The organism is Nonomuraea sp. NPDC004354, assembly GCF_053602555.1.
Map to the genome: position 1 here is coordinate 82,375 of NZ_JBSGDV010000013.1, position 20,963 is coordinate 103,337.

Consider the following 20,963-nt stretch of genomic DNA (forward strand, 5'->3'; position numbering starts at 1 on the left):
CCTTCTAAGAGATGACGATCTCGGGGTGGATGGCGTCGAACACGCCACGATCGAAGTCGCCCGCCACGGGCGCGGCGACGGCGGCGGCGCCGAGAGCGGCCGCCCTACGCAGCAGGTCGGGCCACGGCAGCTCCTCCACCAGCCCCAGAGCCAGGCCCGCCACCAGCGCGTCGCCCGCCCCCGTCGGGTTGCCCTCCACCCGGTACGGCATGCGCGCGCGGAAGGTCCCCGCCGGCGTGATGGCGTGCAGCCCTTCCTCGCCCATGGACACGACGACCGCCCCTGCGCCTTCGGCCAGGACGGCCTCGGCCCCGCCGTCAGGGAAGGCCCTGGACAGCTCGTCCTTGTTGGGCTTGACGATCGAGGGCCGCCCCTTGGGCGCGTGGCGCAGCGGCTCGCCGTCGGCGTCGACGATCGTCGGCACGCCGGTCATGGCGGACAGCGTGGCGTAGAGGTCGGCTGGGACGCCGCGGGGCAGGCTGCCGGAGATCACGACGGCCTCGGCGTCCGCGGCCAGGCGCTCGAAGTCGGTCAGGAAGAGGTCGAGTTCGGCGCCGGTCACCTGCGGGCCCGGCTCGTTGAACAGCGCCGTGGTGCCCGAGTGGATCACCAGCGTGGTGCGGGAGTCGCCGGAGATCGGGGTGAGCGCGCAGGGCAGGCCCGCGGCGTCGAGGTCGGCGCGGATGGCCGTGCCCGTGGGGCCGCCGGCGAGGCCCGCCACCACGACCTCACGGCCGAAGGCGGCGAGCACCCGCGCGACGTTGACACCCTTGCCACCGGCACGCCTGTGCACCGAGGAGACCCGGTTCACCCCGTCCCAGTCGGCGTCGGGCACCCGGTAGGTGACGTCGAGGGCGGCGTTGAGCGTGACGGTGAGGATCATCAGGGCTCCGTGATCCAGCCGCCGCGCTTCATGACGCCGGCGACCTCGAGGGAATCGTTGAGAACGACCAGGTCGGCGATCTTGCCCGCGGTGATGGACCCCACCTGGTCGGCGATGCCGAGCACGCGGGCGGGGGTCAGCGAGGAGACCTCGACGGCCTCGGCGACGGACAGCCCGACCTGCTGGACGGCACGACGGAAGGCGACGTCCATGGTGAGGGTGCTGCCCGCGATGGAACCGCCCTCGGCCAGGCGGGCCACGCCGTCGCGGACGTCGACCTCCATGGAGCCGAGCACGTAGGTGCCGTCGCCCATGCCGGTGGCGGCCATCGCGTCGGTGATCAGCGCGGTGCGCTCGGGGCCGGCGACGGTGTAGGCGAGGCGGAGCATGGCGGAGTGGACGTGGACGCCGTCGTTGATCAGCTCGATGGTGACGCGCTCGTCCTCCAGGAGGGCGGCGATGGGCCCCGGCGCGCGGTGGCCGAGCGGGGGAAGCGCGTTGTAGAGGTGGGTGGCGACCGTGGCGCCCGCGTCGATGCCCGCGATGGTCTGGTCGTAGGTGGCGTCGCTGTGGCCGAGAGCGGCGATGACGCCTTCGCCGGCCGCCGCGCGGATGGTGTCGAGCGCCCCCGGCAGTTCGGCGGCGATGGTCAGCATGCGCACGTGGCCGCGGCCTGCCTTGACCAGCTCGCCGAACTCCCGCGGGTCGGGCTCGCGCAGCAGCTTGGGGTTGTGCGCGCCGCAGCGGGCCTTGGAGATGTAGGGGCCCTCGAAGTGGATGCCGGCCAGCAGGCCGTCGTCGCACAGGTCGGCCAGGGACGAGGTGGCGGCGGCGATGTCCGCCACCGACCCCGTCACCAGGCTGGCGACCATCGTGGTGGTGCCGTGACTCTCGTGGAGCGCGACGGCGTCGCGCGCCTTGTCCTGCTGACCAGTGGGGAAGGATCCGCCCGCGCCGCCATGGTTGTGGATGTCGACGAAGCCGGGCACGACCAGCCGCCCGGCCAGGCTGTGGCCCGCTCGGGGGGCGGATCCGTGACCGACATGCGTGATGCGGCCGTCTTCGATGGTCAGCCACCCGTCGTGGACTCCCTCGGGAGTCGCGATACGGGCGTCGGCGAGAGTAAGGCTCATGAAGAAAGAATCACAGATCGCGTGAGGTGCATCGGCTCGTCGGGGTCGAGCCCGCGGGCGAAGGCGCGCGCGACGGCGACCCGCTGGGCGCGGATCAGCTCGGCCATCGGGTCGAGCGCGGTCTCGAAGAACGTGCCGCCGGTGGCTTCGACCTGCTCGCGCAGCCCCTGAGGGGCGCTTCCGAGCATCCAGGTGACGCGGCCGGGGCCCGCGATGCTGATCGGGCCGTGGCGGTACTCCATCGCCGGGTACGCCTCGGTCCACGACCGGGACGCCTCGCGCATCTTCAGCGCCGCCTCCTGCGCCAGGCCGACGGACCAGCCGGTGCCGAGGAAGCTGAACTGCTCGGCCTCGACCAGCGCGGCGTCGAGCGGGGCGGAGACGGCCTCGCCCGCGTCGGCTATGGCCTGGGTGAGGTCCTCGCCGAGGCTGGCGCGCAGCAGCGCGAGCTGGGTGGTGGCGAAGCGGGTCTGCACGACGGACCGCTCGTCGGCGTAGTCGAGGACGATGACCTGGTCGGCCAGGTTCATGACCGGCGTGTCGGGGTCTGCGGTGATGGCCGTGGTCCTGGTGCCGACCTTGCCCAGCAGTTCGAGCACCTCGGTGGTGGTGCCGGAGCGCGTCAGCGCCAGCACCCGGTCGTAGGAACGGCCGAGCGGCGCCTCCGACGCGGCGAAGGCGTCGGTCTCGCCCAGGCCGGCCCGCTCGCGGAGCGTGGCGTAGGCCATCGCGATGAACCAGGAGGTGCCACAGCCGACGACGGCGACCCGCTCGCCCGGCTTGGGCAGGGCGTCGGCCGGAATGTTCGCCACGGCACGCCGCCAGCAGTCGGGCTGAGACGCGATCTCGGCCTCGGTGTGGGTGGTCAAGGCTTCCTCCCGATTGTGATTGTTTCTGCTCTTTTTATAGCATAAAAGAGCACAACTGTGCAGTGCTGGTGGGCGGGTCATCGGATGTGCCAGGCTTGCCTCCATGAGCCGTTATGACCGATGGAACTCGATTCTCGAGCTGCTGGCGCAGGAGGGACGGCTCTCGGTCGAGGAGGCCGCCGAATCGCTCGACGTCTCCACCGCGACCATCCGCCGCGACTTCGACCAACTCGCCCAGCAGCAGATGCTCATGCGCACCCGCGGCGGCGCCGTCGCGCAGAGCGTCAGCTACGACCTGCCGCTGCGCTACAAGACCGCGCGCCACGCCGACGAGAAGCACCGCATCGCCGCGGCCGCCGCCGACCTGATCGCGCCGGGCGCCGTGGTCGGCATGAACGGCGGCACCACGACCTCCGAGCTGGCCCGCACCCTGGCCACCCGCTCGACGCTCGAGACCGGGTTCACGATCGTCACCAACGCGCTCAACATCGCCGCCGAGCTCACCGTCCGCCAGCACGTGAAGATCGTGGTGACCGGCGGCGTGGCGCGGCAGCAGTCCTACGAGCTCATCGGACCATTGGCGAGCGGCGTGCTCGACCAGGTGACGCTGGACGTGGCCTTCCTCGGCGTCGACGCCCTCGACGTCGAGCTCGGCGCCTCCGCGCACCACGAGGGCGAGGCCTCGGTCAACAGCCTGCTCATCGGCAGGGCCGCCCAGGTCGTGGTCGTGGCCGACTCCTCCAAGCTGGGCAAGCGGGCCTTCGCCAGGATCTGCCCCGTCAACCAGATCGACACGCTGGTGACCGACGAGCGGCTGTCCGACGAGATGGCGAGCCGCTTCGCGGACGCGGGCGTGAAGGTGATCCGCGCGTGAACGTCGTGGCGTAGCCCGACGTACGTCAACGCTCGACCCGAACGAAAGCGGGTACGTTCGTTGTCATGACGGCCAACATCGAAGCCTCCAGGCTGGGTCCCGTCGAGAGGACGGCCGCGCTGGCCGCGATGGCGGAACGGGAGCTTGACGTAGTCGTCGTCGGTGGCGGCATCGTGGGCGCGGGAGTGGCGCTCGACGCGGCCACCCGCGGCCTGTCCGTCGGCCTCGTGGAGGCGCGCGACTTCGCCTCCGGCACCTCCTCCCGCTCCTCCAAGCTCATCCACGGCGGTCTGCGCTATCTGGAGCAGCTCAACTTCGACCTGGTCAGGGAGGCGCTGCAGGAGCGGGCCCTGCTGCTGCAGCGCATCGCGCCCCATCTGGTGCGGCCGGTGCCGTTCCTGTTCCCGATGACCCACTACGGATGGGAACGTCCCTACGTCGGGGCGGGCGTGGCGCTCTACGACACCCTCGGTTTCGCCTCCGGCCTGACCCGCGGCATGCCCGGGCACCGCCACCTGTCCAGGAGCAGGGCGCTGCGGCTGGCGCCCGCGCTCAAGCGCAGTGCCTTCACCGGTGCCGTGCAGTACTGGGACGCCCAGGTCGACGACGCCCGCTACGTGATGACCACGCTGCGCACCGCGGCCGCCTACGGCGCGCACGTCGCCCAGCGGACGCAGGTGGTCGGCTTCCTGCGCGAAGGGGAGCGGGTCACCGGGGTGCGGGTGCTGGACCTGGAGAACTCCACCGAGTTCGAGATCAGGGCGCGCCAGGTGGTCAACGCCACCGGGGTCTGGACCGACGACATCCAGGAGCTGGTCGGCGGCAGGGGCCAGATCCACGTGCGCGCCTCCAAGGGCATCCACCTGGTGGTCCCGCGCGACCGGATCCACTCGATGACCGGCATCATCCTGCGCACGGAGAAGTCCGTGCTGTTCGTGATCCCGTGGGGACGGCACTGGATCATCGGCACCACCGACACCGAGTGGACTCTCGACCGGGCGCACCCCGCCGCCTCGCGGGTCGACATCGACTACCTGCTCGACCATGTCAACGGCGTGCTGTCGGTCCCGCTGACCAGGGACGACGTCGAGGGCGTCTACGCCGGGCTGCGCCCCCTGCTGTCGGGGGAGTCGGAGGAGACCTCCAAGCTGTCCAGGGAGCACGTGGTCGCCCACCCGGTGCCGGGCCTGGTGATGATCGCGGGCGGCAAGTACACCACCTACCGGGTGATGGCCAAGGACGCGGTCGACGCGGTCGCGCACGGCCTCGACCAGCGCGTCCCCCCCTCCTGCACCGACCGCGTCCCGCTGGTGGGCGCCGAGGGCTACCAGGCGCTGTGGAACTCCCGTCACCGGCTCGCGCGCGACTCGGGCCTGCACGTGGCCCGCATCGAGCACCTGCTGCAGCGCTACGGCACGCTCGTCGACGAGGTGCTGGAGCTGATCGAGCAGGACCGCTCGCTGGCCAGGCCGCTCAACGGGGCCGACGACCACCTGCGCGCCGAGGTCGTCTACGCCGCCACCCACGAGGGCGCCAGGCACCTCAACGACGTGCTGACCAGGCGCACCCACATCTCGATCGAGACCTTCCACCGGGGGCTCGCGGTGGCGCAGGAAGCGGCCGAGCTGATGGCCGGGCCCCTGGAGTGGGACGACGACCACGTGAAGAGAGAGGTCGAGTACTACTGCAAGCGGGTGGAGGCAGAGCGGCTCTCCCAGGAGCAGGACACCGACCAGGAGGCGGACGCCATCCGTCTCGGCGCGCCCGAGATCGTGCCGGTCGCCCAGCCGACCCCCCGCTGAGGGCCTGGCCCCGGCCGCACGGCGGCCGCGAACGGGACGCGCCTGAGGCGGCCCCGCCGGTCCGGTCATGAGGATCCCCGGCCCGCCGCCCCCGTGCAGCGGCGGGACCGGGGATGGGACCGCGGGTCAGGCGAGCGGGATCCAGGCCTGCTCGTCCAGCGAGTTCAGGTCGTTGACCTTGATCCCCGACGGCGACACCGTCCACAGCGAGTCGCCGATCACCATCGAGCGCTGGATGTTCGGCTCGTAGGTGTAGTCGCCCTCCTTCACCCGCGGGTGCTTGATCGTCCCGACCGACGTCACCGCCGTGTCGGTGATCTTCAGGACCAGCGCCCCCGAGTCCGACTGCCCGTTCCGGTAGCTGGACACGGGGATGACCGCCGTGCCGCTCTTCGGCCAGTACAGGAAGGCGTGCGGGTCCCACTCGGCCTCGGAGCCCGACTCCTTCTGGAACAGCTGCGACAACCGCCGCGGCGCGGCCGGGTCGCTGACGTCGAACAGCGAGACCTGGGTGCCGAGCGTCCGGCCCTTCTCGCTGGCCTCCTGGCCGAGCCCGATGAGGCGGCCGTCGCCGGCCGGGTGCAGGTACGCGGAGTAGCCAGTGATCTTGAGCTCGCCCGTCACCCTGGGCGCGGCGGGGTCGCGCAGGTCGAGCGTGTAGAGCGGGTCGACCTGGCGGAAGGTCACCACGTAACCGACCGGGCCGATGAAGCGGACCGAGTAGATGCGCTCGTTCCTGCCCAGGCCGCCGACCTCGCCGACCTTGGCCAGGGTGTCGGCGCGCAGCACGTAGACGCTGCTGGAGCTGGACTTCTGGTCGGCCGTCGTGGTGGCGACGCGCAGGTTGCCCTCGTACTCCGACATGGCGTACTGGTTGAGCAGCCTGCCGGGCACCTTGCCGGAGGCGAGGTAGGCCGGCGCCCCCGGCTTGCTGATGTCGAAGCGGTGGACCTCGGTCTCCTCCGGCGGGACGGCCGGGCTGGGGACCGGCGCGGCGGTCGTCGCGGGAGACGGCCCGTCGATGGGGGCCAGGCCCGCGCCCGAGGAGCTCGTGGACGTGTCGGGCGACGCCGGAGGGGCGGAGGCGCTGACCGAGGGCGCGGCCGGCTCCGAGGAGCTCGTGGAGGAGTTCGGCGTGGGCACGTCCTCCACCGGGCGCGGTTCGATCGGGACAGGGAACCACCAGCGCGGGTTGCTGGTGACGTACAGGCTCGTCCCCGTCCCGTAGACGGTGTCGCCGTCGGCGGCCACGGCGATCGGGTTGGCCGCCGCGGCCGTCAGGTCCTGCGCCAGATCGATGGAGTGCACCGTCAGCAGCGAGGTCCCCGTGTACTCGTCGGGGTGGCTGACCTTCTCGCACGCCACCGACTCCTCGCGCGCGTTGCCGGCCGCGTCGGTGATCGTGAACTTCGGCAGCCAGGCCGAGATCGGCGCCTGCCGTACGACGGCCTGGTTGACCCTGATGCGCTCGGCCTCAGGCACGCTGTCGCGGGGCTGGGGGAAGGTGATGTCGGGCTGGCTGCGCACGACCAGCCGTACCGTGGAGCCCACCAGCCGGGCGTCGACGTGCATGCCGCGCGGCTCGAAGGTGCCGAGCAGCTTGGGCTGCTCGGCCGCGAGGTCCACCAGCACGTACTGCGGGCCGCCGGTCGGGGCGAAGGCGCGCTTGGCGACGGCGCCGAACGGGATGCCGCCGCCGTTGAACAGCACCAGCGCCCGGTCGCCCGACACGAGCAGGTCGCCGGCCACCCAGTTCTCCTTGGCCAGCTCCAGCGTGCCGGTGACCTTCCTGGTCGCGGCGTCGATGACGCGGAGCTTGCCGTGGCTGACGGTGATGACCCGCTTGCCGTCGGTCTTGACCAGGTCGGGCTCGTCGACGCCCTGCTCGTGCACGTTCGTGGTGGAGTGGTCGGCGGCCTGGCCCTGACCCGTCGACTGGGGGACGGCCTTGCCCGCGACGTCGGCGCGCTCCATGTACATGATGGGCGGCCCGCCGAGACCCCAGGAGGAGACGTTCTTGGCGGTGTTCTCGCGCAGCCCGGACAGCATGTCGTCGCAGCTGCTGTAGGAGACCAGCTTCACGTCGCTCAGGTCGAGCGGCGCCGCCGCGCGCGGGGCGACGGACGAGGAGCAGGCGGCGGTCGCCGTCGCGAGGGCGGCGGCGGTGAGTGCCGTCCGGATCAGCGTCTTCATGACCACCTACACGGGCGCGCCCGCCGAACGGTTCACGAGGCCGGGTTCGCGAGATCGCCCGGGTTCACGAGATCGCCCGGGTTCGCGGGGTCGCCTGGTTCGCGGGGTCGCCTGGTTCGCGAGATACCGGGTTCACGAGATTCTGGTGAAGGTGGGGCTGTAGCCGGCGCCGTCGGGGATGTCGAGCAGCGTGCGGACCTCCTTGCCGGCGAAGTCGACGACCTGGATGCGGTCCTTGGTGGCGTTGTCGAGCTCCCAGCAGTAGAGGTGGGTCTCGTCGTACCAGCCGAGGAGCTTGTCGCAGGGGGTGGAGACCTTGCGCAGCCGCTCTCCCGACGTGCTGTCCCACACGCACAGCTCGCCCGAGTCGGCGTCGGGGCAGCGGGTGGCGAACGACCGGCCGGATGGGGAGAAGATGTCCTGCGTGCCCACGGGCAGCTCGCCGATGTCGGTGGCGTCGCGCAGCCGGTTGCCTGCGGCGTCGAAGAAGCGCAGGTCGGAGCCGTGGACGGCGACCACGCCCGAGGTCTCGCCGTCCCAGCCGAAGGAGCTCTTGCCGGTGATCCTGACCACCTTCGCCTTCTCCGTGGCCACGTCGACGATGGCGAAGCCCAGGTAGAGCCAGTCGTCGCCCTTGGACTGCTCGATGTTGAGCAGGATCTTCGAGCCGTCGTTCGACCAGGCGCGGATGCTGCTGATCAGCGGCTCCTTGACGGTCTTGACGGAGGTCTTGCTGCCGGTCGTCCGGTCGGTGATCTCGACGGAGTCGTAGCGGTCGGAGGTGTAGTTCTTGCTGCGTCCGGCGATGTAGCGGCCGTCGGGGGAGAGCAGGGTCTCCCAGTTGCCGCCGTAGCGACGGAAGGGGCCCGTCAGCGCTCCTCTGGCGTAGTTGACCCACTCCTTGGAGTTCTTGTTGTAGATCTCGTAGGAGGTGAGCTTGATCGGGTCGTCGGGGTGCTCGTAGGCCAGGGCCTGCGTGCCGAGCAGCCGCTGCTTGGCCAGCCCCTGCGTCGGCACGGCCGTACGGGAAGGGGCGGCCGACGGGGTGTTCGTGCGCCGCTGCGCGTCGGCCGAGGGTGACGGCGAGGACTCGGCGCGGCCGGAGAGTTTTCCCCAGGGCACCGCGACGACCGCGACCACGACGAGCAGCGCGACGGCTCCCGCCACGAGGCCGGCCACCAGCCCGGCCCTGCTCTTCTTCGGCGGCGGGTAGGCCCCCTGCGGATAGGTGGGCTGTGCCCACGCGTTCGGCGCCCACTGTCCCTGCGGCGGCGGGCCCGAGGGGACGTGCGAGGGCGGGCCGGAGGGGACGTGCGAGGGCGGGCCCGAGGGACCGTGCGGATGCGCGGCGGGATGGGGGACGGGTTGAGGGGCGGCGTGCGGGGCGGCGTGCGGGGCACTGTGGGGGGCGGCGTGGGGGGAGCCGTGCGGGGCGCCGTGGGCGGGCACGGCCTGCGGCGCGCCGGCCATGGAGGCGGCCGCCGCGGCCTCCCGCAGCATGCCGCCGGGCGCCACGGGGTGCTGGAGCAGCCGCATGATGACCTGTTCGGCGGTGGGCCGCAGGGCCGGGTCCTTGGACAGGCAGGCGTGCACCACCCCGCGCAGCGGCTCGTCGAGGCCGGACACCTCGGGCGGCGCGTTGAGCACCCTGTTGATCACCGCGGGCATGGTGTCGCTGCCGAAGGGCGCCCTGCCGGAGGCGGCGTAGGCGATCGTGCTGGCCCAGGTGAACATGTCGGCCGCGGGCCCCACCTGGTGGCCGAGGAGCTGCTCGGGCGCCATGAACGACGGTGTCCCCACGGGGGCCGAGCTGATGGTGGAGGTGGCGTTCAGCGCCCTGGCGATGCCGAAGTCGATCACACGCGGGCCGTCGGGGGCGATGATGACGTTGGCGGGCTTGAAGTCGCGGTGCACGATGCCCGCCTGGTGGATGGCGGCCAGCGCGGTGGCGGTGCCGATCGCGAGGCGGTGCAGGGCCGGGCCCGAGCGCGGGCCCTGCTCCTGGACGACGCGTTGCAGCGACGGGCCCTCGACGTACTCGCTGACGATGTACGGCCTGCCGTCCGCGGCGCCGGTGGACAGCACCTGGGCCGTGCAGAACGGCGCGACCTGCTGGGCGACCTGGACCTCGCGCAGGAACCGCTCGGCGCTGACGGTGTCGCCCGGACGCAGCCACTTGATCGCGACACGCGCGCCCGTGGGGTCGGCGGCGAGGTAGACGACGCCCTGGCCGCCCTCGCCGAGCCTGCCGAGGAGGGTGTAGTCACCGAGTCTGGCGGGATCGCCAGATCTGAGCTGATCGTAGGGCGGCATACCCCGAATTCTCGCGTGTCGCCATAACGGTTGAGCCACCGAACATTCTTCCGCCCCGGAAACCCCTCAGGTGGTCCTGGTGAAGGTGGGGCTGATGTCCTCGCCGTCCGGGACGTCGAGCAGGGTGCGGATCTCCGCGCCGGCGAAGTCGACGACCTCCACGCGGTCCTTGGCGGCGTTGTCGTTCTCCCAGCAGTACAGGTGGGTCTCGTCGTACCAGCCGAGCAGCTTGTCGCAGAAGGTGGTGACGTTGCGCAGCCGGGCTCCCGACTCGCTGTCCCACAGGCACAGTTCGCCGTCGTCGCCCTCGGGGCATTTCGTGGCGAATGACCGGCCCGACGGGGAGAAGAGGTCCTGCGTGTCGACGGGAAGCGTGCCGATGTTGACGGCGTCGTGCAGCCGGTTGCCCGCGGCGTCGAAGAAGCGCAGGTCGGGGCCGTAGACGCGGACCACGCCGGCGGTCTGGCCGTCCCATCCGAACCCGGCGTCGTTCTCGCCCGCCATCCTGACCACGTTCGCCTTCCGCGCCGGTACGTCGACGATGACGAAGCCCATGTTGCGCGTGCTCTCGCCCTTGGGGTGCTCGATGTTGAGCAGGATCTTCGAGCCGTCGTTCGACCAGGCGTGGATGGGGCTGATCAGCGGGCTCTTGACGGTCTTGATGGAAGCGATCTTGCTACGGGTCCTCGTGTCGGTGATCTCGACGGAGTCGTAGTCGTCGGAGGTGTAGTTCTTGCTGCGTCCGGCGATGTAGCGGCCGTCGGGGGAGAGCGCGGTCTCCCAGTAGCCGCCGTAGCGGCGGAACGGGCCCGTCAGCGCGTCCCTGGCGTAGTTCGTCCAGTCCTTGGCGGGTTTGTCGTAGGCGCTGTAGGACGTGAGCGTGATCGGATCGCCGGGGCGCTCGTAGATGGCGGCCTGCGTGCCGGGCAACGGCCGCGCCGCCTGGCCCCGCGGGGTCGCGGCCGGCCGGGACGGCGGGGCCGGCGCGTTCGTCGGTACGGCCGGCGAGGCCGAGGGCGTCTCCCGGCCCAGGAACCGTCCCCACGGCACGGCGACGGCCACCACGACGAGGAGCAGCGCGGTGATCCCCGCCGCGAGCCCGGCGGCCAGCCGTCTCCCGGGCTTGCCGGACCGCGCTGGGGCCCGCCGCTGGGCGGGCGGCGCCCCGCCCTCCGCGTGTCCCGGCGGCGGTGCGGTGGGACCGCGCGGCGGAGGACCGCCGGCCCCGCCGCTCCAGTGACGCGGGGCGCCGTGGGCGGGGGAGAGGCGGGTGGAGCCCACCATGGAGGCGGCGGCGGCCTCGCGCAGCATGCCGCCAGGGGCCACGGGGTGCTGCAGCAGCCGCATGATGACCTGTTCGGCGGTGGGCCGCAGGGTCGGGTCCTTGGACAGGCAGGCGTGCACGACCCCGGACAGCGGCTCGTCGAGGTTCGAGACGTCGGGTCGCCCGTGGAGGATCCTGTTGATGACCGCCGGCATGGTGTCGCTGCCGAAGGGCGCCCTGCCGGAGGCGGCGTAGGCGATGGTGCTGGCCCAGGCGAACAGGTCGGCGGCGGCGCCGACGGGGTGGCCGAGGAACTGTTCGGGCGCCATGAACGACGGTGTTCCCACCGGCGTGGAGCTGATCGTGGCCGTGGTGTCGAGCGCCCTGGCGATGCCGAAGTCGATCACGCGGGGGCCGTCGGGGGCGATGATGACGTTGGCCGGTTTGAAGTCGCGATGGACGATGCCCGCCTGGTGGATGGCGGCCAGCGCGGTGGCGGTGCCGATCGCGAGGCGGTACAGCGCCGGCCCGGCGCGTGGCCCCTGTTCCCGGACGACGTGCTGCAGGGTGGGGCCCTCGACGTACTCGCTGACGATGTACGGCCGGTCGTGCTCGGCGCCGGTGGCCAGCACCTGGGCCGTGCAGAACGGCGCGACCTGCTGGGCGACCTGGACCTCGCGCAGGAACCGCTCGGCGGCGACGGCGTCGCCGAAACGCAGCCACTTGATCGCGACACGCGCGCCCGTGGGGTCGGTGGCGAGGTAGACGACACCCTGGCCGCCCTCGCCGAGCCGGCCGGCGATCGTGTAGCCACCGAGACTGATCGGGTCTCCTGACCTGCGCGGATCGTAGGACCGCATATCTGAGATTGTCGCGCGCCGCCATAACGGTTGAGCGACCGAATATTCTTCCAGGTATGCCGCAAAGCCTCAGCCACGTGGTCTCCAGCGGAAGGACGCAGGAGATCATCGTCCCGTTCACCGGCGAACCACTGGCCGCGATGCCGATCTCCACCTCCGACGACGTCCGCGCGGCCTACGAACGGGCACGCGCCGCGCAGGAGGCGTGGGCCGCCCGTCCCGCGGCCGACCGCGCCAAGCCGTTCCTGCGGTTGCACGACGCGATCCTCGACCGCCGCGCCGAGATCCTCGACATCATCCAGCAGGAGACGGGCAAGGCCCGCAGGCACGCCCTCGAGGAGGTGCTCGACGTCGCGGGCTGCGCGCTCTACTACGCCCGCCGGACCCCTGGACTGCTCGCGCCGAAGGCGCGCAAGGGCGTCTTCCCCGTGGCCACCCGCGTGATGGAGCTGCGCCATCCCAAGGGTGTGGTCGCGCTGATCTCGCCGTGGAACTATCCGCTGACGCTCGGCGCGGGCGACGTGGTGCCCGCGCTGCTGGCCGGCAACGCGGTCGTGCACAAACCCGACACGCAGACCTCCCAGTCGACGCTGTGGACCATCGACCTGCTGACCGAGCTCGGCATGCCGCGCGACATCTGGCAGGTCGTGCTGGGCGATCCCGCCGACATCGGCGACGCGCTCATGGACGGCGCCGACTACGTCGCCTTCACCGGCTCGACCCGCGCCGGACGCAGGATCGCCGAGGAGGCGGCCAAGCGGCTCGTCGGCTGCTCGCTCGAACTCGGCGGCAAGAACCCGATGATCGTGCTGGACGACGCCGACCTCGACGTCGCCGCCCAGGGGGCGATCCGCGCCTGCTTCACCAACGCCGGCCAGCTGTGCATCTCGATCGAGCGCCTCTACGTGCACGAGAAGGTCTTCGACGCCTTCGCCGACCGCCTGGTGCGCCAGGTCGAGGGCATGAAGCTCGGCGCCGGCCTCGACTGGTCGGTCCAGATGGGCTCGCTGACCTTCCAGCGGCAGCTCGACGGCGTGATAGCCCACGTCACCGACGCGGTGGACAAGGGCGCCAAGGTGCTGACGGGCGGCCGGGCCCGCCCCGACCTCGGACCGCTGTTCTACGAGCCGACCGTGCTGACCGGCGTCACCGAGGAGATGGCGCTCTGCCGCGACGAGACCTTCGGCCCCGTCGTCAGCCTCTACCCCTACTCCACAGAGGAAGAGGTCCTGGCGCTGGCCAACGACACGATCTACGGCCTTAACGCCTCCATCTGGACCGGTGACCCGGCCCGCGGGCGGGCGCTGGCCGCGCGGGTGAAGGCGGGCACGGTCAACATCAACGAGGGGTACGGCTCGGCCTACGCCTCCTACGACGCGCCGATGGGCGGCATGAAGGCCTCGGGTCTCGGCCGCAGGCACGGCGTCGAGGGCCTGCTGAAGTTCACCGAGGTGCAGACCGTGGCCAGCCAGGCGTCGTGGCTGGGCTTCGACCCGCCCGCGGGCATGCCGTACGACAAGTACGCCGCCCTGCTGGCCGGCCTGCTCAAGACGATGAAGAAACTGCGGCTGAAGTGAGCTTCGACGTCATCGTGATCGGCTCGGGCTTCGGCGGCAGCGTCGCCGCGCTGCGCCTGACCGAGAAGGGCTACAAGGTCGGCGTCCTGGAGGCGGGCCGCAGGTTCGACGAGTCGACGCTGCCCGCGACCTCGTGGCGGGCGCGCGACTTCCTCTGGGCGCCCTGGCTCGGGCTCAAGGGCATCCAGCGCATCCACGTGCTCGTCGGCGCGAAGGGCACCCGCGTCATGGTGCTGGCGGGCGCGGGGGTGGGCGGCGGCTCGCTCGTCTACGCCAACACCCTCTACGAGCCGCTCGACCCGTTCTTCCGCGACCCGCAGTGGGCGGCGATCACCGACTGGAAGGCGGAGCTCGCCCCCTACTACGACCAGGCCAGACGCATGCTCGGCGTGGTGGTCAACCCGACGCTCACCCGCGCCGACGAGGTCATGAGGAAGGTCGCGGAAAGGATGGGCGTCGAGGAGAGCTTCCGCCTGGCGCCCGTCGGCGTGTACTTCGGGCCCTCGGGAGTGGATCCGTACTTCGGCGGCGCGGGCCCGGCCCGCCAGGGGTGCGTCGAGTGCGGCGAGTGCATGACCGGCTGCCGCCACGGCGCCAAGAACATGCTGACCAAGAACTACCTCTACCTGGCCGAGCGGGCGGGCGCGAAGGTCTATCCCGAGTGCACGGCGGTCTCGGTCCGGCCCGACGGCGACGGCTACCTGGTCACCGCGCACCGGACCGGCGCGCCGTGGCAGCGCCGTACCTTCCGGGCCCGGCAGGTGGTCTTCGCGGCGGGCGCCTACGGCACGCAGCGGCTGCTGCACCGGCTCAGAGCCACCACGCTGCCGCGGCTGTCGCCCAGGCTGGGCGCGCTGACCCGCACCAACTCCGAGGCGCTGCTCGGCTTCGAACGGCTGTCGGGCGACGGCGAGAAGCTCAACCGCGGCGTGGCGATCACCTCCTCGATCCACCCCGACGCCGAGACCCACATCGAGCCGGTCCGCTACGGCGACGGCTCCAACGCGATGGGCCTGCTGCGCACCCTCCTCGTCGACGGCGACGGCTCCCGGTGGCGCGGCTTCGTGCGCCAGGTCGCCGCCGACCCGCTGACCGCGCTGCGCCTGCTGAACCTGCGCCGCTGGTCGGAGCGGACCATCATCGCGCTGGTCATGCAGGCCAACCACAACGCCATCACCACCCGCAGGTCGCTGTTCGGCCTGCGCAGCCAGGGCGGCAGCAACCCGACCTGGATCCCGGCCGGCCACGAGGCGGTACGGCACGCGGCCGAGGAGATCGGCGGCGTGCCAGGCGGGACGTGGCTCGACCTGTTCGACACCCCGGCGACCGCGCACTTCCTCGGCGGCTGCGCCATCGGCGAGTCCCGCGAGAGCGGGGTCATCGACCCCTACCACCGGGTCCACGGCTACGAGGGTCTGCACGTCGTGGACGGCTCGGCCATCTCGGCCAACCTCGGCGTCAACCCCTCGCTCACCATCACCGCGCAGGCCGAGCGTGCCATGGCGTTCTGGCCGAACGCGGGCGAGGCCGATCCGCGCCCGGCGACGGGCTCGGCCTACCGGAAGCTCGCGCCGGTGGCGCCCGCGCGGCCCGCCGTACCGGAGGCGGCGCCGGGAGCGCTGCGCCTGACGGTCGTGTCGTGAGCTGGAGGGAGTGGGCGCTCGCGCTGCTGGACGAGCCGGACGGGCCGACCCCGCTCATCGAGTTCCCGACCGGCGGGCCCGTCAGGGTGCTGCTGAAGGACGAGTCGGCGCATCCGACCGGGACGATGCGCCACCGGCACGCCAGGGCGCTGTTCCGCAGGGCGATCAGCGAGGGGCTCGTGACCGAGGGCATGACCGTGGTCGAGGCGACGGGCGGCAACGCGGCCGTCGCCCAGGCCTGGTTCGCCCGGCGGCTCGGCCTGCCGTACATCGTGGTGATGCCGGGCCGGCGCACGGAGGAGCGGGCGCGCCGGGTGGAGGAGCTGGGCGGGGAGTGCCGGTTCGTCACGCCGCCACTGGCGATCTACGACGCGGCGCGCGCCGTCGAGGGGCACTTCCTCGACCAGTTCGGGCGGGCGACCGAGCACGACCTGGCCGACGAGCTGCTCGCGCAGGTGACACCCGACTGGGTGGTGGTCGGCGCGAACACCGGCGCCACCTCGGCGACGCTCGGCCGCAGGACGCGCGTGGCCGTGGCCGATCCGGAGAACTCCGCCTACTTCCCCGGGTGGACGCTCGACGCCGCCGACTACGCCACGGGCATGCCGTCGCGGGTCGAGGGCATCGGCCGGCCGCGGATGGAGCCGGGGTTCAAGGGCGACCTGGTCGACAGAGTGATCCCGGTCCCGGACCAGACGAGCAGGGCGACGGCGGCACGCATCCGCGAGGTGACCGGCATCGTGGCCGGTGACGCGTCGGGTGCCGCCCTGGCCGCAGGGCTCATGCTCGCCGAGCGCATGAGCGGTGGCCTGATCGTGACCGTGCTGGGCGGAATAGCCGCCGGGCGCTGAGCGTCGAAGCACACCATGGAGATTCGTTACGCGGGCGGTCCGACGGCCGTCATCGAGCTCGGCGGTGTGCGGCTGGTCGTCGATCCGACGTTCGACCCGCCGGGTGACTACCCGATCGGCCAGCGGGTGCTCACCAAGACGGCGGGGCCGGCCTTCGGACCCGAGCCGGCCGACCTGGTCCTGCTCTCGCACGACCAGCATCCCGACAACCTCGACACGGCGGGCCGCGCCTACCTGGAGACCGTGCCCCTGGTGCTGTCCACCGGGCAGGCGGCCGGACGGCTCGGCGGCGCCGTCAGGGCCCTGCCGAACTGGGAGAGCGTCGAGGTGGGCGCGCTGCGCGTCACCGGCGTGCCCGCCCAGCACGGCCCTGACGGCAGCGAGCACGTGGTCGGCGAGGTCACCGGTTTCGTGCTGTCGGGCGACGGCCTGCCCACCGTCTACGTCAGCGGTGACAACGCCTCGCTCGACGTGGTCAGGCGGATCAGGGAGCGGGTCGGCGCGGTCGACGTGGCCGTGCTGTTCGCGGGCGGCGCCCAGACGCCGCTCCTGGGCGACGCCTACCTGACCCTGCCGAGCGACGGCGCCGCCGAGGCCGCGGCGATCCTCGAGGCGCGCCACGTCGTGCCCCTGCACTTCGAGCACTGGCGGCACTTCTCCCAGGGGCCCGACACCCTGGTGGCGGCCTTCGAGCGGGCCGGCCTGTCCGACCGGCTGCACCTGCTGAAGCCCGGCGAGCAGGTCACAGTGGGTGGCTGACCCAGACGTTCGGCTCGACGTAGACGGCGTGGTCCTGGTCGAGGTCGCAGTGGACGGGCACCAGTCCCTTCGGCACCTCGACCGGGCCGGTACGGTCGAACGGCAGCCCCGTCCACGCGCGCCACTCGGCGAGCGTGCCGGGCACCACCATCGACCGGGACGCCACCTTCATGATCTTCGCTCCCGCCCGTACGTGCACCCGCAGCCACGCGTCGTACGGCAGGCCGTCCTCACGCGTGCGGAAGGCGTAGTCGGCCATCGGCGTGCGCGGCTCGAGATGCTTCTGGTTCGGCCGTACCGGCGCCAGCAGCTCGCCGAACCCCATCCTGGCCGCGTTGGCCCGCATGGCGCCGAGCATCTGCCCCGACAGGCCGCCGCCCTGGAGGTCCTCTCTGATGGTGATCTCGAGTGCCGAGATCGCGTTCGGCCGGTCGCCCCTCCTGCGGGTGGCCGACCCCCAGCGCACGACCGCGTCCCATCCGTCGTCGGGCAGGTCGCCGTCCGGCCGCTGGAAGGGCACCGAGCACGCCCGGGCCACGATGGTGTCGGGGGCGTCCGGGTGGACGGCGACCAGCACGTAGTCGGCGAACTCGGTCTCGGCGACCGTGTAGTACAACCCCGCGATGGGGTCGTTGAGCATGAACGTGGGCCAGGGGTTCGGCATGTCCCACAAGGCGTCCGCGAGATCCGGTCGCTCGGCCAGCGTGGTGATCTGCAGGGTCATGGCCGACATCCTCACACAGCGGGCCGCTGCACGGGCTGGTCGTACGTCCTGAAGATCAACGTGGTCTGGAGGTGCACGATCTCGGGACGCACCAGGTACTTGTCCAGCACCAGCCGGTGCAGGCTCTCCGCGTCGGCCACCGCCACGTGCACGAGGAAGTCGTCGGGCCCGGCGACGGCGTAGAAGGCGATCGTCTCCGGCAGCCCCAGGATGAACACGCGCAGCGGATCGACCAGCTGGCTGGTGTGCGGGCGCACCTTCAACGCGAGGAAGGCCTGCAGCGGCCGGCCCAGCGCCGAGGTGTCGATGGTCGCCCTGAACCCGGTGATCACGCCACGGCGGCGCAGCGACCTGACGCGTTCGAGCGCGGTCGAGGGGGCCACGCCGAGCCGTCCGGCCAGCTCCTTGTTCGGCAGCCGCGCGTCGTTCTGCAGCTCCTTCAGAATCGCGAGGTCGATCGAATCCAGTTCGGCACTCATGGTCAATCGGCTCCTTCGATTCGGGTGCTCTGGCCTCTCGCCGCACGCTGACCCGATTATGGCCCTATGTGGGACATCAAGGAGTTCGAGAGCGCGGCCCAGGTCGCGGTCGAGGAGCTGGCGCGCTACGTCGACGACAGCCAGCGCGGGGCGGCCAGGGTGCTCACCCGCACCCCGCCGCGTGAGCTGGCCGAGCGCCTGCACCTCGCGAACCTGATCGAGAAGGGCGGTCTCACCCCCGAGACCTTCCGCGGCTTCCTGCGGGCCTTCCTCGAGGAGGGCACCAGGCTGCACCACCCTGCCTACCTCGCCCACCAGGTCGCCTCGCCGGACTTCCCCTCGGCGCTGGCCGACTTCGTGCACGGCGCCACCAACAACCCCATGGCGATCTACGAGATGGGCGCCTCGACGGCCACCGTGGAGTTCGAGGTACTGCGGTGGATGCTGGACAAGGTCGGCTTCCCCGAGGGCGGCGGCGTGCTCACCCACGGCGGCTCGCTGGCCAACCTGACCGCGCTGCTGGCCGCCAGGGCGCGCGTGGCGCCCTCGGCGTGGGAGGACGGGGTGCCCGGCGACCTGGCGATCCTCGCCCCGCCGTCCGCGCACTACTCGGTTGCCAGGGCGGCGAGCATCCTCGGGCTCGGCAGCCACGCGGTGATCCCGCTGCCGACCGACCCGCTGGGCCGCATCGACGTCTCCCGCCTGCCGTCCTCCTTCGACCGGCGGCCGATGGCGCTGGTGGCGGGCGCGTGCGCCACGGGCACCGGACTGTACGACGACCTGCGCGCCATCGGGCAGTGGTGCCGCGAGCACGACGTCTGGTTCCACGTGGACGGCGCGCACGGCGCGTCGGCGCTGCTCAGCGAGCGGCACGCGCACCTGCTGGACGGCATCTCGCTGGCCGACTCGGTGATCTGGGACGCGCACAAGATGCTGCGCACGTCGGGGCTGTCGGCGGCGGTCCTGGTGCGGCGGGAGGCCGATCTCGACGCGGCCTTCCAGCAGCAGGCCAGCTACCTGTTCTACGGCGACCAGGGCTTCGACCTCATCAGCAGGACCGTGGAGTGCACCAAGGCCGCGCTCGGCCTCAAGGTCTTCCTCAACCTGGCGTGGCGGGGGGAGCGGGGGCTCGGCGACTACGTGGCCAGGCAGTACGACACCGCGCACAGGTTCTGGGAGCTGGCGCGGCGGCGGCCCGGCTTCGTCCTGCCGTACGAGCCGGAGAGCAACATCGTCTGCTTCAGGTACGGCGACGGCGACCAGGCGGCGATCCGCGAGCGGTTGATGGCCGACGGCGCCTTCCACCTGACCTCGACCGAGCTGGACGGCGTGCGCCACCTGCGCGTCACCGTCATGGCGCCCGCGACGGACGAGCAGCACCTGGAGGCGCTGCTCGACGCCGTCGCGGGCGGCCGGATCACTACCTGACCCCCTTGACGGGCAGGACGGCGACCGCTCCGACGAGCGAGATGACGATGGCCGCCAGCCAGAGCGAGGGGTAGCCGCCCAGGTTCGCGATGATCGTCGCCGCCAGGAACGGGGCGATCATCTGCGGTCCTGCGTTGGCGATGTTGAGGATGCCCATGTCGCGGGCGGCGTCCTTCTTGCTGGGCAGGACGAGCGTGACGATGGCGATGTCGACCGCGCTGTACGCGCCGAACGCGGCCCCCTGCACGGCGGAGAACACCAGCATCGACGTCCAGGTCGGCCACAGCAGGGGCAGCAGCATGGACAGCGCCGCCGCGACGCCCGAGACCGTCACGAACAGCTTGCGGCGGTCGAGCCGGTCCGACAGCGGCCCGCAGACCACGGTGGCGAGGATGCCGGTCAGCGTGGAGACGATCGTGATGGTGGCGACGGCCTGCGGCGCCTGGTCCTTGGGGATGCCGATGTTGTCCTGGAGGATGAAGAGGGTGAACATCAGCGGCATGAAGTAGCCGAGGATCATCATCGCGCGGCCCAGGAAGACCCACAGGAAGTCGCGGTGCCGCAGGGCGGAGACGAAGTCGGCGAGCGACCGCCTCGGGGTGGCGACCACCTCGTACTCGCCGGGCCGAGGGTCGTGCGTGAGCGTCACGATGAGCAGCGCGCCCAGGACGACGGCCGAGCCGAACACGAGGTAGCCGAGCGAGATGTCGCCGACGAAGAAGACCGCGACCTGCGTGCCGGCGATGGTGCCGATCGACAGGGCGACGCCGAGGACGGCGGAGGCGGTGCCGCGGCGCTCCTCCGGCACCCTGTCGGGGACGATCGCGGTGATCGCGGCCTGGTAGATGTTCATCATGGCCTGGGCCAGCGACCAGGCGAGCAGGATCATCGGGATGGTCGAGACCTGGCTCATCAGGAGCATGGTGGCCAGGGCGGCGAGCGCGCCGCCGATGATCCACGGGTTGCGCCTGCCCCAGCGGGAGCGGGTGGTCCTGTCGGACAGCGTGCCGCCGATCGGGTTGAACACCGTGGCGAAGATCGCGCTGACGCCCGCGACGAGGCCGACGTTGGCGACCTTGTCGGCGGGGTCGATCTCGGCGATCTGGACCTGCACGAGCAGGCCGCCGACGCCCAAGTAGAGCGCGTACATGACGGCGTTGCCCGCGCCGAGGACGGTGAGCAGCTTCGGCAGGCCGTCCTGCCGGACGCCAGTGGTGGGGACCATGGCGACTCCTGACTTGTGGGGGGTGGTTATACGTATAAGCACTGGATAGCATCGAGTGACGACTTCTGACAAGAGGAATGTTCTGA

The 20,963-nt window shown here is 71.7% G+C and carries 16 protein-coding genes; 7 read left to right on the top strand and 9 right to left on the bottom strand.

The features are described 5' to 3' along the window. Positions 1–4: 4 nt before the first annotated feature. From ACWENQ_RS30145 to ACWENQ_RS30155, 3 genes are read right to left on the bottom strand one after another with little or no spacing between them, the layout of a single operon-like run. Positions 5–883: a 1-phosphofructokinase family hexose kinase gene (locus ACWENQ_RS30145; RefSeq protein ID WP_452417226.1), complete on the bottom strand. Its 879-nt coding sequence runs from the start codon at positions 881–883 to the stop codon at positions 5–7. Beyond that, positions 883–2,016: an N-acetylglucosamine-6-phosphate deacetylase gene (nagA, locus tag ACWENQ_RS30150; protein WP_452417228.1), complete on the bottom strand. Its 1,134-nt coding sequence runs from the start codon at positions 2,014–2,016 to the stop codon at positions 883–885. Before nagA ends, ACWENQ_RS30145 begins: the two co-directional genes overlap by 1 nt. Further along, positions 2,013–2,885, bottom strand: coding sequence for an SIS domain-containing protein (locus ACWENQ_RS30155; protein WP_449919870.1), 873 nt, complete (start codon positions 2,883–2,885; stop codon positions 2,013–2,015). The genes nagA and ACWENQ_RS30155 overlap by 4 nt, the downstream gene beginning before the upstream one ends. A 103-nt stretch (positions 2,886–2,988) precedes the next feature. Here ACWENQ_RS30155 and ACWENQ_RS30160 point away from each other — a divergent pair, with 103 nt between their 5' ends. Both ACWENQ_RS30160 and ACWENQ_RS30165 read left to right on the top strand, forming a co-directional pair. After that, a complete protein-coding gene (locus ACWENQ_RS30160; RefSeq protein ID WP_449919872.1) occupies positions 2,989–3,759 on the top strand; it encodes a DeoR/GlpR family DNA-binding transcription regulator in 771 nt (256 codons plus the stop codon). A 65-nt stretch (positions 3,760–3,824) separates the two neighbouring features. Then, complete coding sequence (locus ACWENQ_RS30165; RefSeq protein WP_452417230.1) at positions 3,825–5,561, top strand: glycerol-3-phosphate dehydrogenase/oxidase; 1,737 nt, start codon at positions 3,825–3,827, stop codon at positions 5,559–5,561. A gap of 126 nt (positions 5,562–5,687) precedes the next feature. On the opposite strand, the gene ACWENQ_RS30170 is transcribed toward ACWENQ_RS30165, so the two are convergent. The 3 genes from ACWENQ_RS30170 to ACWENQ_RS30180 form a co-directional block, all read right to left on the bottom strand. After that, a complete protein-coding gene (locus tag ACWENQ_RS30170; RefSeq protein WP_452417231.1) occupies positions 5,688–7,754 on the bottom strand; it encodes a beta-propeller domain-containing protein in 2,067 nt (688 codons plus the stop codon). 132 nt (positions 7,755–7,886) lie between these two features. Then, on the bottom strand, positions 7,887–10,067 hold the full coding sequence (locus ACWENQ_RS30175) for a protein kinase domain-containing protein (protein ID WP_452417233.1): 2,181 nt from the start codon (positions 10,065–10,067) through the stop codon (positions 7,887–7,889). Positions 10,068–10,133: 66 nt separating this feature from the next. Continuing rightward, positions 10,134–12,191, bottom strand: a complete 2,058-nt coding sequence (locus tag ACWENQ_RS30180; RefSeq protein WP_452417234.1) for a protein kinase domain-containing protein — start codon at positions 12,189–12,191, stop codon at positions 10,134–10,136. Positions 12,192–12,247: 56 nt separating this feature from the next. Here ACWENQ_RS30180 and ACWENQ_RS30185 point away from each other — a divergent pair, with 56 nt between their 5' ends. The 4 genes from ACWENQ_RS30185 to ACWENQ_RS30200 are packed head-to-tail and all read left to right on the top strand — an operon-like array spanning position 12,248 to position 17,021. Further along, positions 12,248–13,768, top strand: coding sequence for a succinic semialdehyde dehydrogenase (locus ACWENQ_RS30185; RefSeq protein WP_449919881.1), 1,521 nt, complete (start codon positions 12,248–12,250; stop codon positions 13,766–13,768). Then, positions 13,765–15,411: an FAD-dependent oxidoreductase gene (locus ACWENQ_RS30190; protein WP_452417236.1), complete on the top strand. Its 1,647-nt coding sequence runs from the start codon at positions 13,765–13,767 to the stop codon at positions 15,409–15,411. Before ACWENQ_RS30185 ends, ACWENQ_RS30190 begins: the two co-directional genes overlap by 4 nt. Then, the gene (locus ACWENQ_RS30195; RefSeq protein ID WP_452417238.1) at positions 15,408–16,262 is read left to right on the top strand and encodes a pyridoxal-phosphate dependent enzyme; all 855 of its coding nucleotides are present in this window, start codon (positions 15,408–15,410) and stop codon (positions 16,260–16,262) included. Before ACWENQ_RS30190 ends, ACWENQ_RS30195 begins: the two co-directional genes overlap by 4 nt. 15 nt (positions 16,263–16,277) lie before the next feature. Further along, the gene (locus ACWENQ_RS30200) at positions 16,278–17,021 is read left to right on the top strand and encodes an MBL fold metallo-hydrolase (RefSeq protein ID WP_449919888.1); all 744 of its coding nucleotides are present in this window, start codon (positions 16,278–16,280) and stop codon (positions 17,019–17,021) included. Here ACWENQ_RS30200 and ACWENQ_RS30205 read toward each other — a convergent pair. Next, the gene (locus tag ACWENQ_RS30205; RefSeq protein ID WP_452417240.1) at positions 17,005–17,745 is read right to left on the bottom strand and encodes an N-acetyltransferase; all 741 of its coding nucleotides are present in this window, start codon (positions 17,743–17,745) and stop codon (positions 17,005–17,007) included. The two genes, ACWENQ_RS30200 and ACWENQ_RS30205, sit on opposite strands and share 17 nt — an antisense overlap. Positions 17,746–17,756: 11 nt before the next feature. Beyond that, positions 17,757–18,224 (bottom strand): Lrp/AsnC family transcriptional regulator, encoded by a 468-nt coding sequence (locus tag ACWENQ_RS30210; protein ID WP_449919891.1) that lies wholly within the window; start codon positions 18,222–18,224, stop codon positions 17,757–17,759. Positions 18,225–18,290: 66 nt separating this feature from the next. Between ACWENQ_RS30210 and ACWENQ_RS30215 the strand changes: the two genes are divergently transcribed. After that, positions 18,291–19,652 carry a pyridoxal phosphate-dependent decarboxylase family protein gene (locus ACWENQ_RS30215; RefSeq protein ID WP_452417241.1) on the top strand — a complete coding sequence of 454 codons (1,362 nt, stop codon included), beginning with the start codon at positions 18,291–18,293 and terminating at the stop codon, positions 19,650–19,652. On the opposite strand, the gene ACWENQ_RS30220 is transcribed toward ACWENQ_RS30215, so the two are convergent. Further along, the gene (locus ACWENQ_RS30220; RefSeq protein ID WP_452417243.1) at positions 19,645–20,877 is read right to left on the bottom strand and encodes an MFS transporter; all 1,233 of its coding nucleotides are present in this window, start codon (positions 20,875–20,877) and stop codon (positions 19,645–19,647) included. The genes ACWENQ_RS30215 and ACWENQ_RS30220 overlap by 8 nt on opposite strands. Positions 20,878–20,963 lie beyond the last annotated feature (86 nt).

Coding starts and splice junctions, on each gene's coding strand:
- ACWENQ_RS30145 (WP_452417226.1), bottom strand. CDS start 883: ATGATCCTCACCGTCACGCTCAACGCCGCCCTCGACGTCACCTACCGG.
- nagA (WP_452417228.1), bottom strand. CDS start 2,016: ATGAGCCTTACTCTCGCCGACGCCCGTATCGCGACTCCCGAGGGAGTC.
- ACWENQ_RS30160 (WP_449919872.1), top strand. CDS start 2,989: ATGAGCCGTTATGACCGATGGAACTCGATTCTCGAGCTGCTGGCGCAG.
- ACWENQ_RS30165 (WP_452417230.1), top strand. CDS start 3,825: ATGACGGCCAACATCGAAGCCTCCAGGCTGGGTCCCGTCGAGAGGACG.
- ACWENQ_RS30170 (WP_452417231.1), bottom strand. CDS start 7,754: ATGAAGACGCTGATCCGGACGGCACTCACCGCCGCCGCCCTCGCGACG.
- ACWENQ_RS30175 (WP_452417233.1), bottom strand. CDS start 10,067: ATGCCGCCCTACGATCAGCTCAGATCTGGCGATCCCGCCAGACTCGGT.
- ACWENQ_RS30180 (WP_452417234.1), bottom strand. CDS start 12,191: ATGCGGTCCTACGATCCGCGCAGGTCAGGAGACCCGATCAGTCTCGGT.
- ACWENQ_RS30185 (WP_449919881.1), top strand. CDS start 12,248: ATGCCGCAAAGCCTCAGCCACGTGGTCTCCAGCGGAAGGACGCAGGAG.
- ACWENQ_RS30200 (WP_449919888.1), top strand. CDS start 16,278: ATGGAGATTCGTTACGCGGGCGGTCCGACGGCCGTCATCGAGCTCGGC.
- ACWENQ_RS30205 (WP_452417240.1), bottom strand. CDS start 17,745: ATGACCCTGCAGATCACCACGCTGGCCGAGCGACCGGATCTCGCGGAC.
- ACWENQ_RS30210 (WP_449919891.1), bottom strand. CDS start 18,224: ATGAGTGCCGAACTGGATTCGATCGACCTCGCGATTCTGAAGGAGCTG.
- ACWENQ_RS30215 (WP_452417241.1), top strand. CDS start 18,291: ATGTGGGACATCAAGGAGTTCGAGAGCGCGGCCCAGGTCGCGGTCGAG.
- ACWENQ_RS30220 (WP_452417243.1), bottom strand. CDS start 20,877: ATGGTCCCCACCACTGGCGTCCGGCAGGACGGCCTGCCGAAGCTGCTC.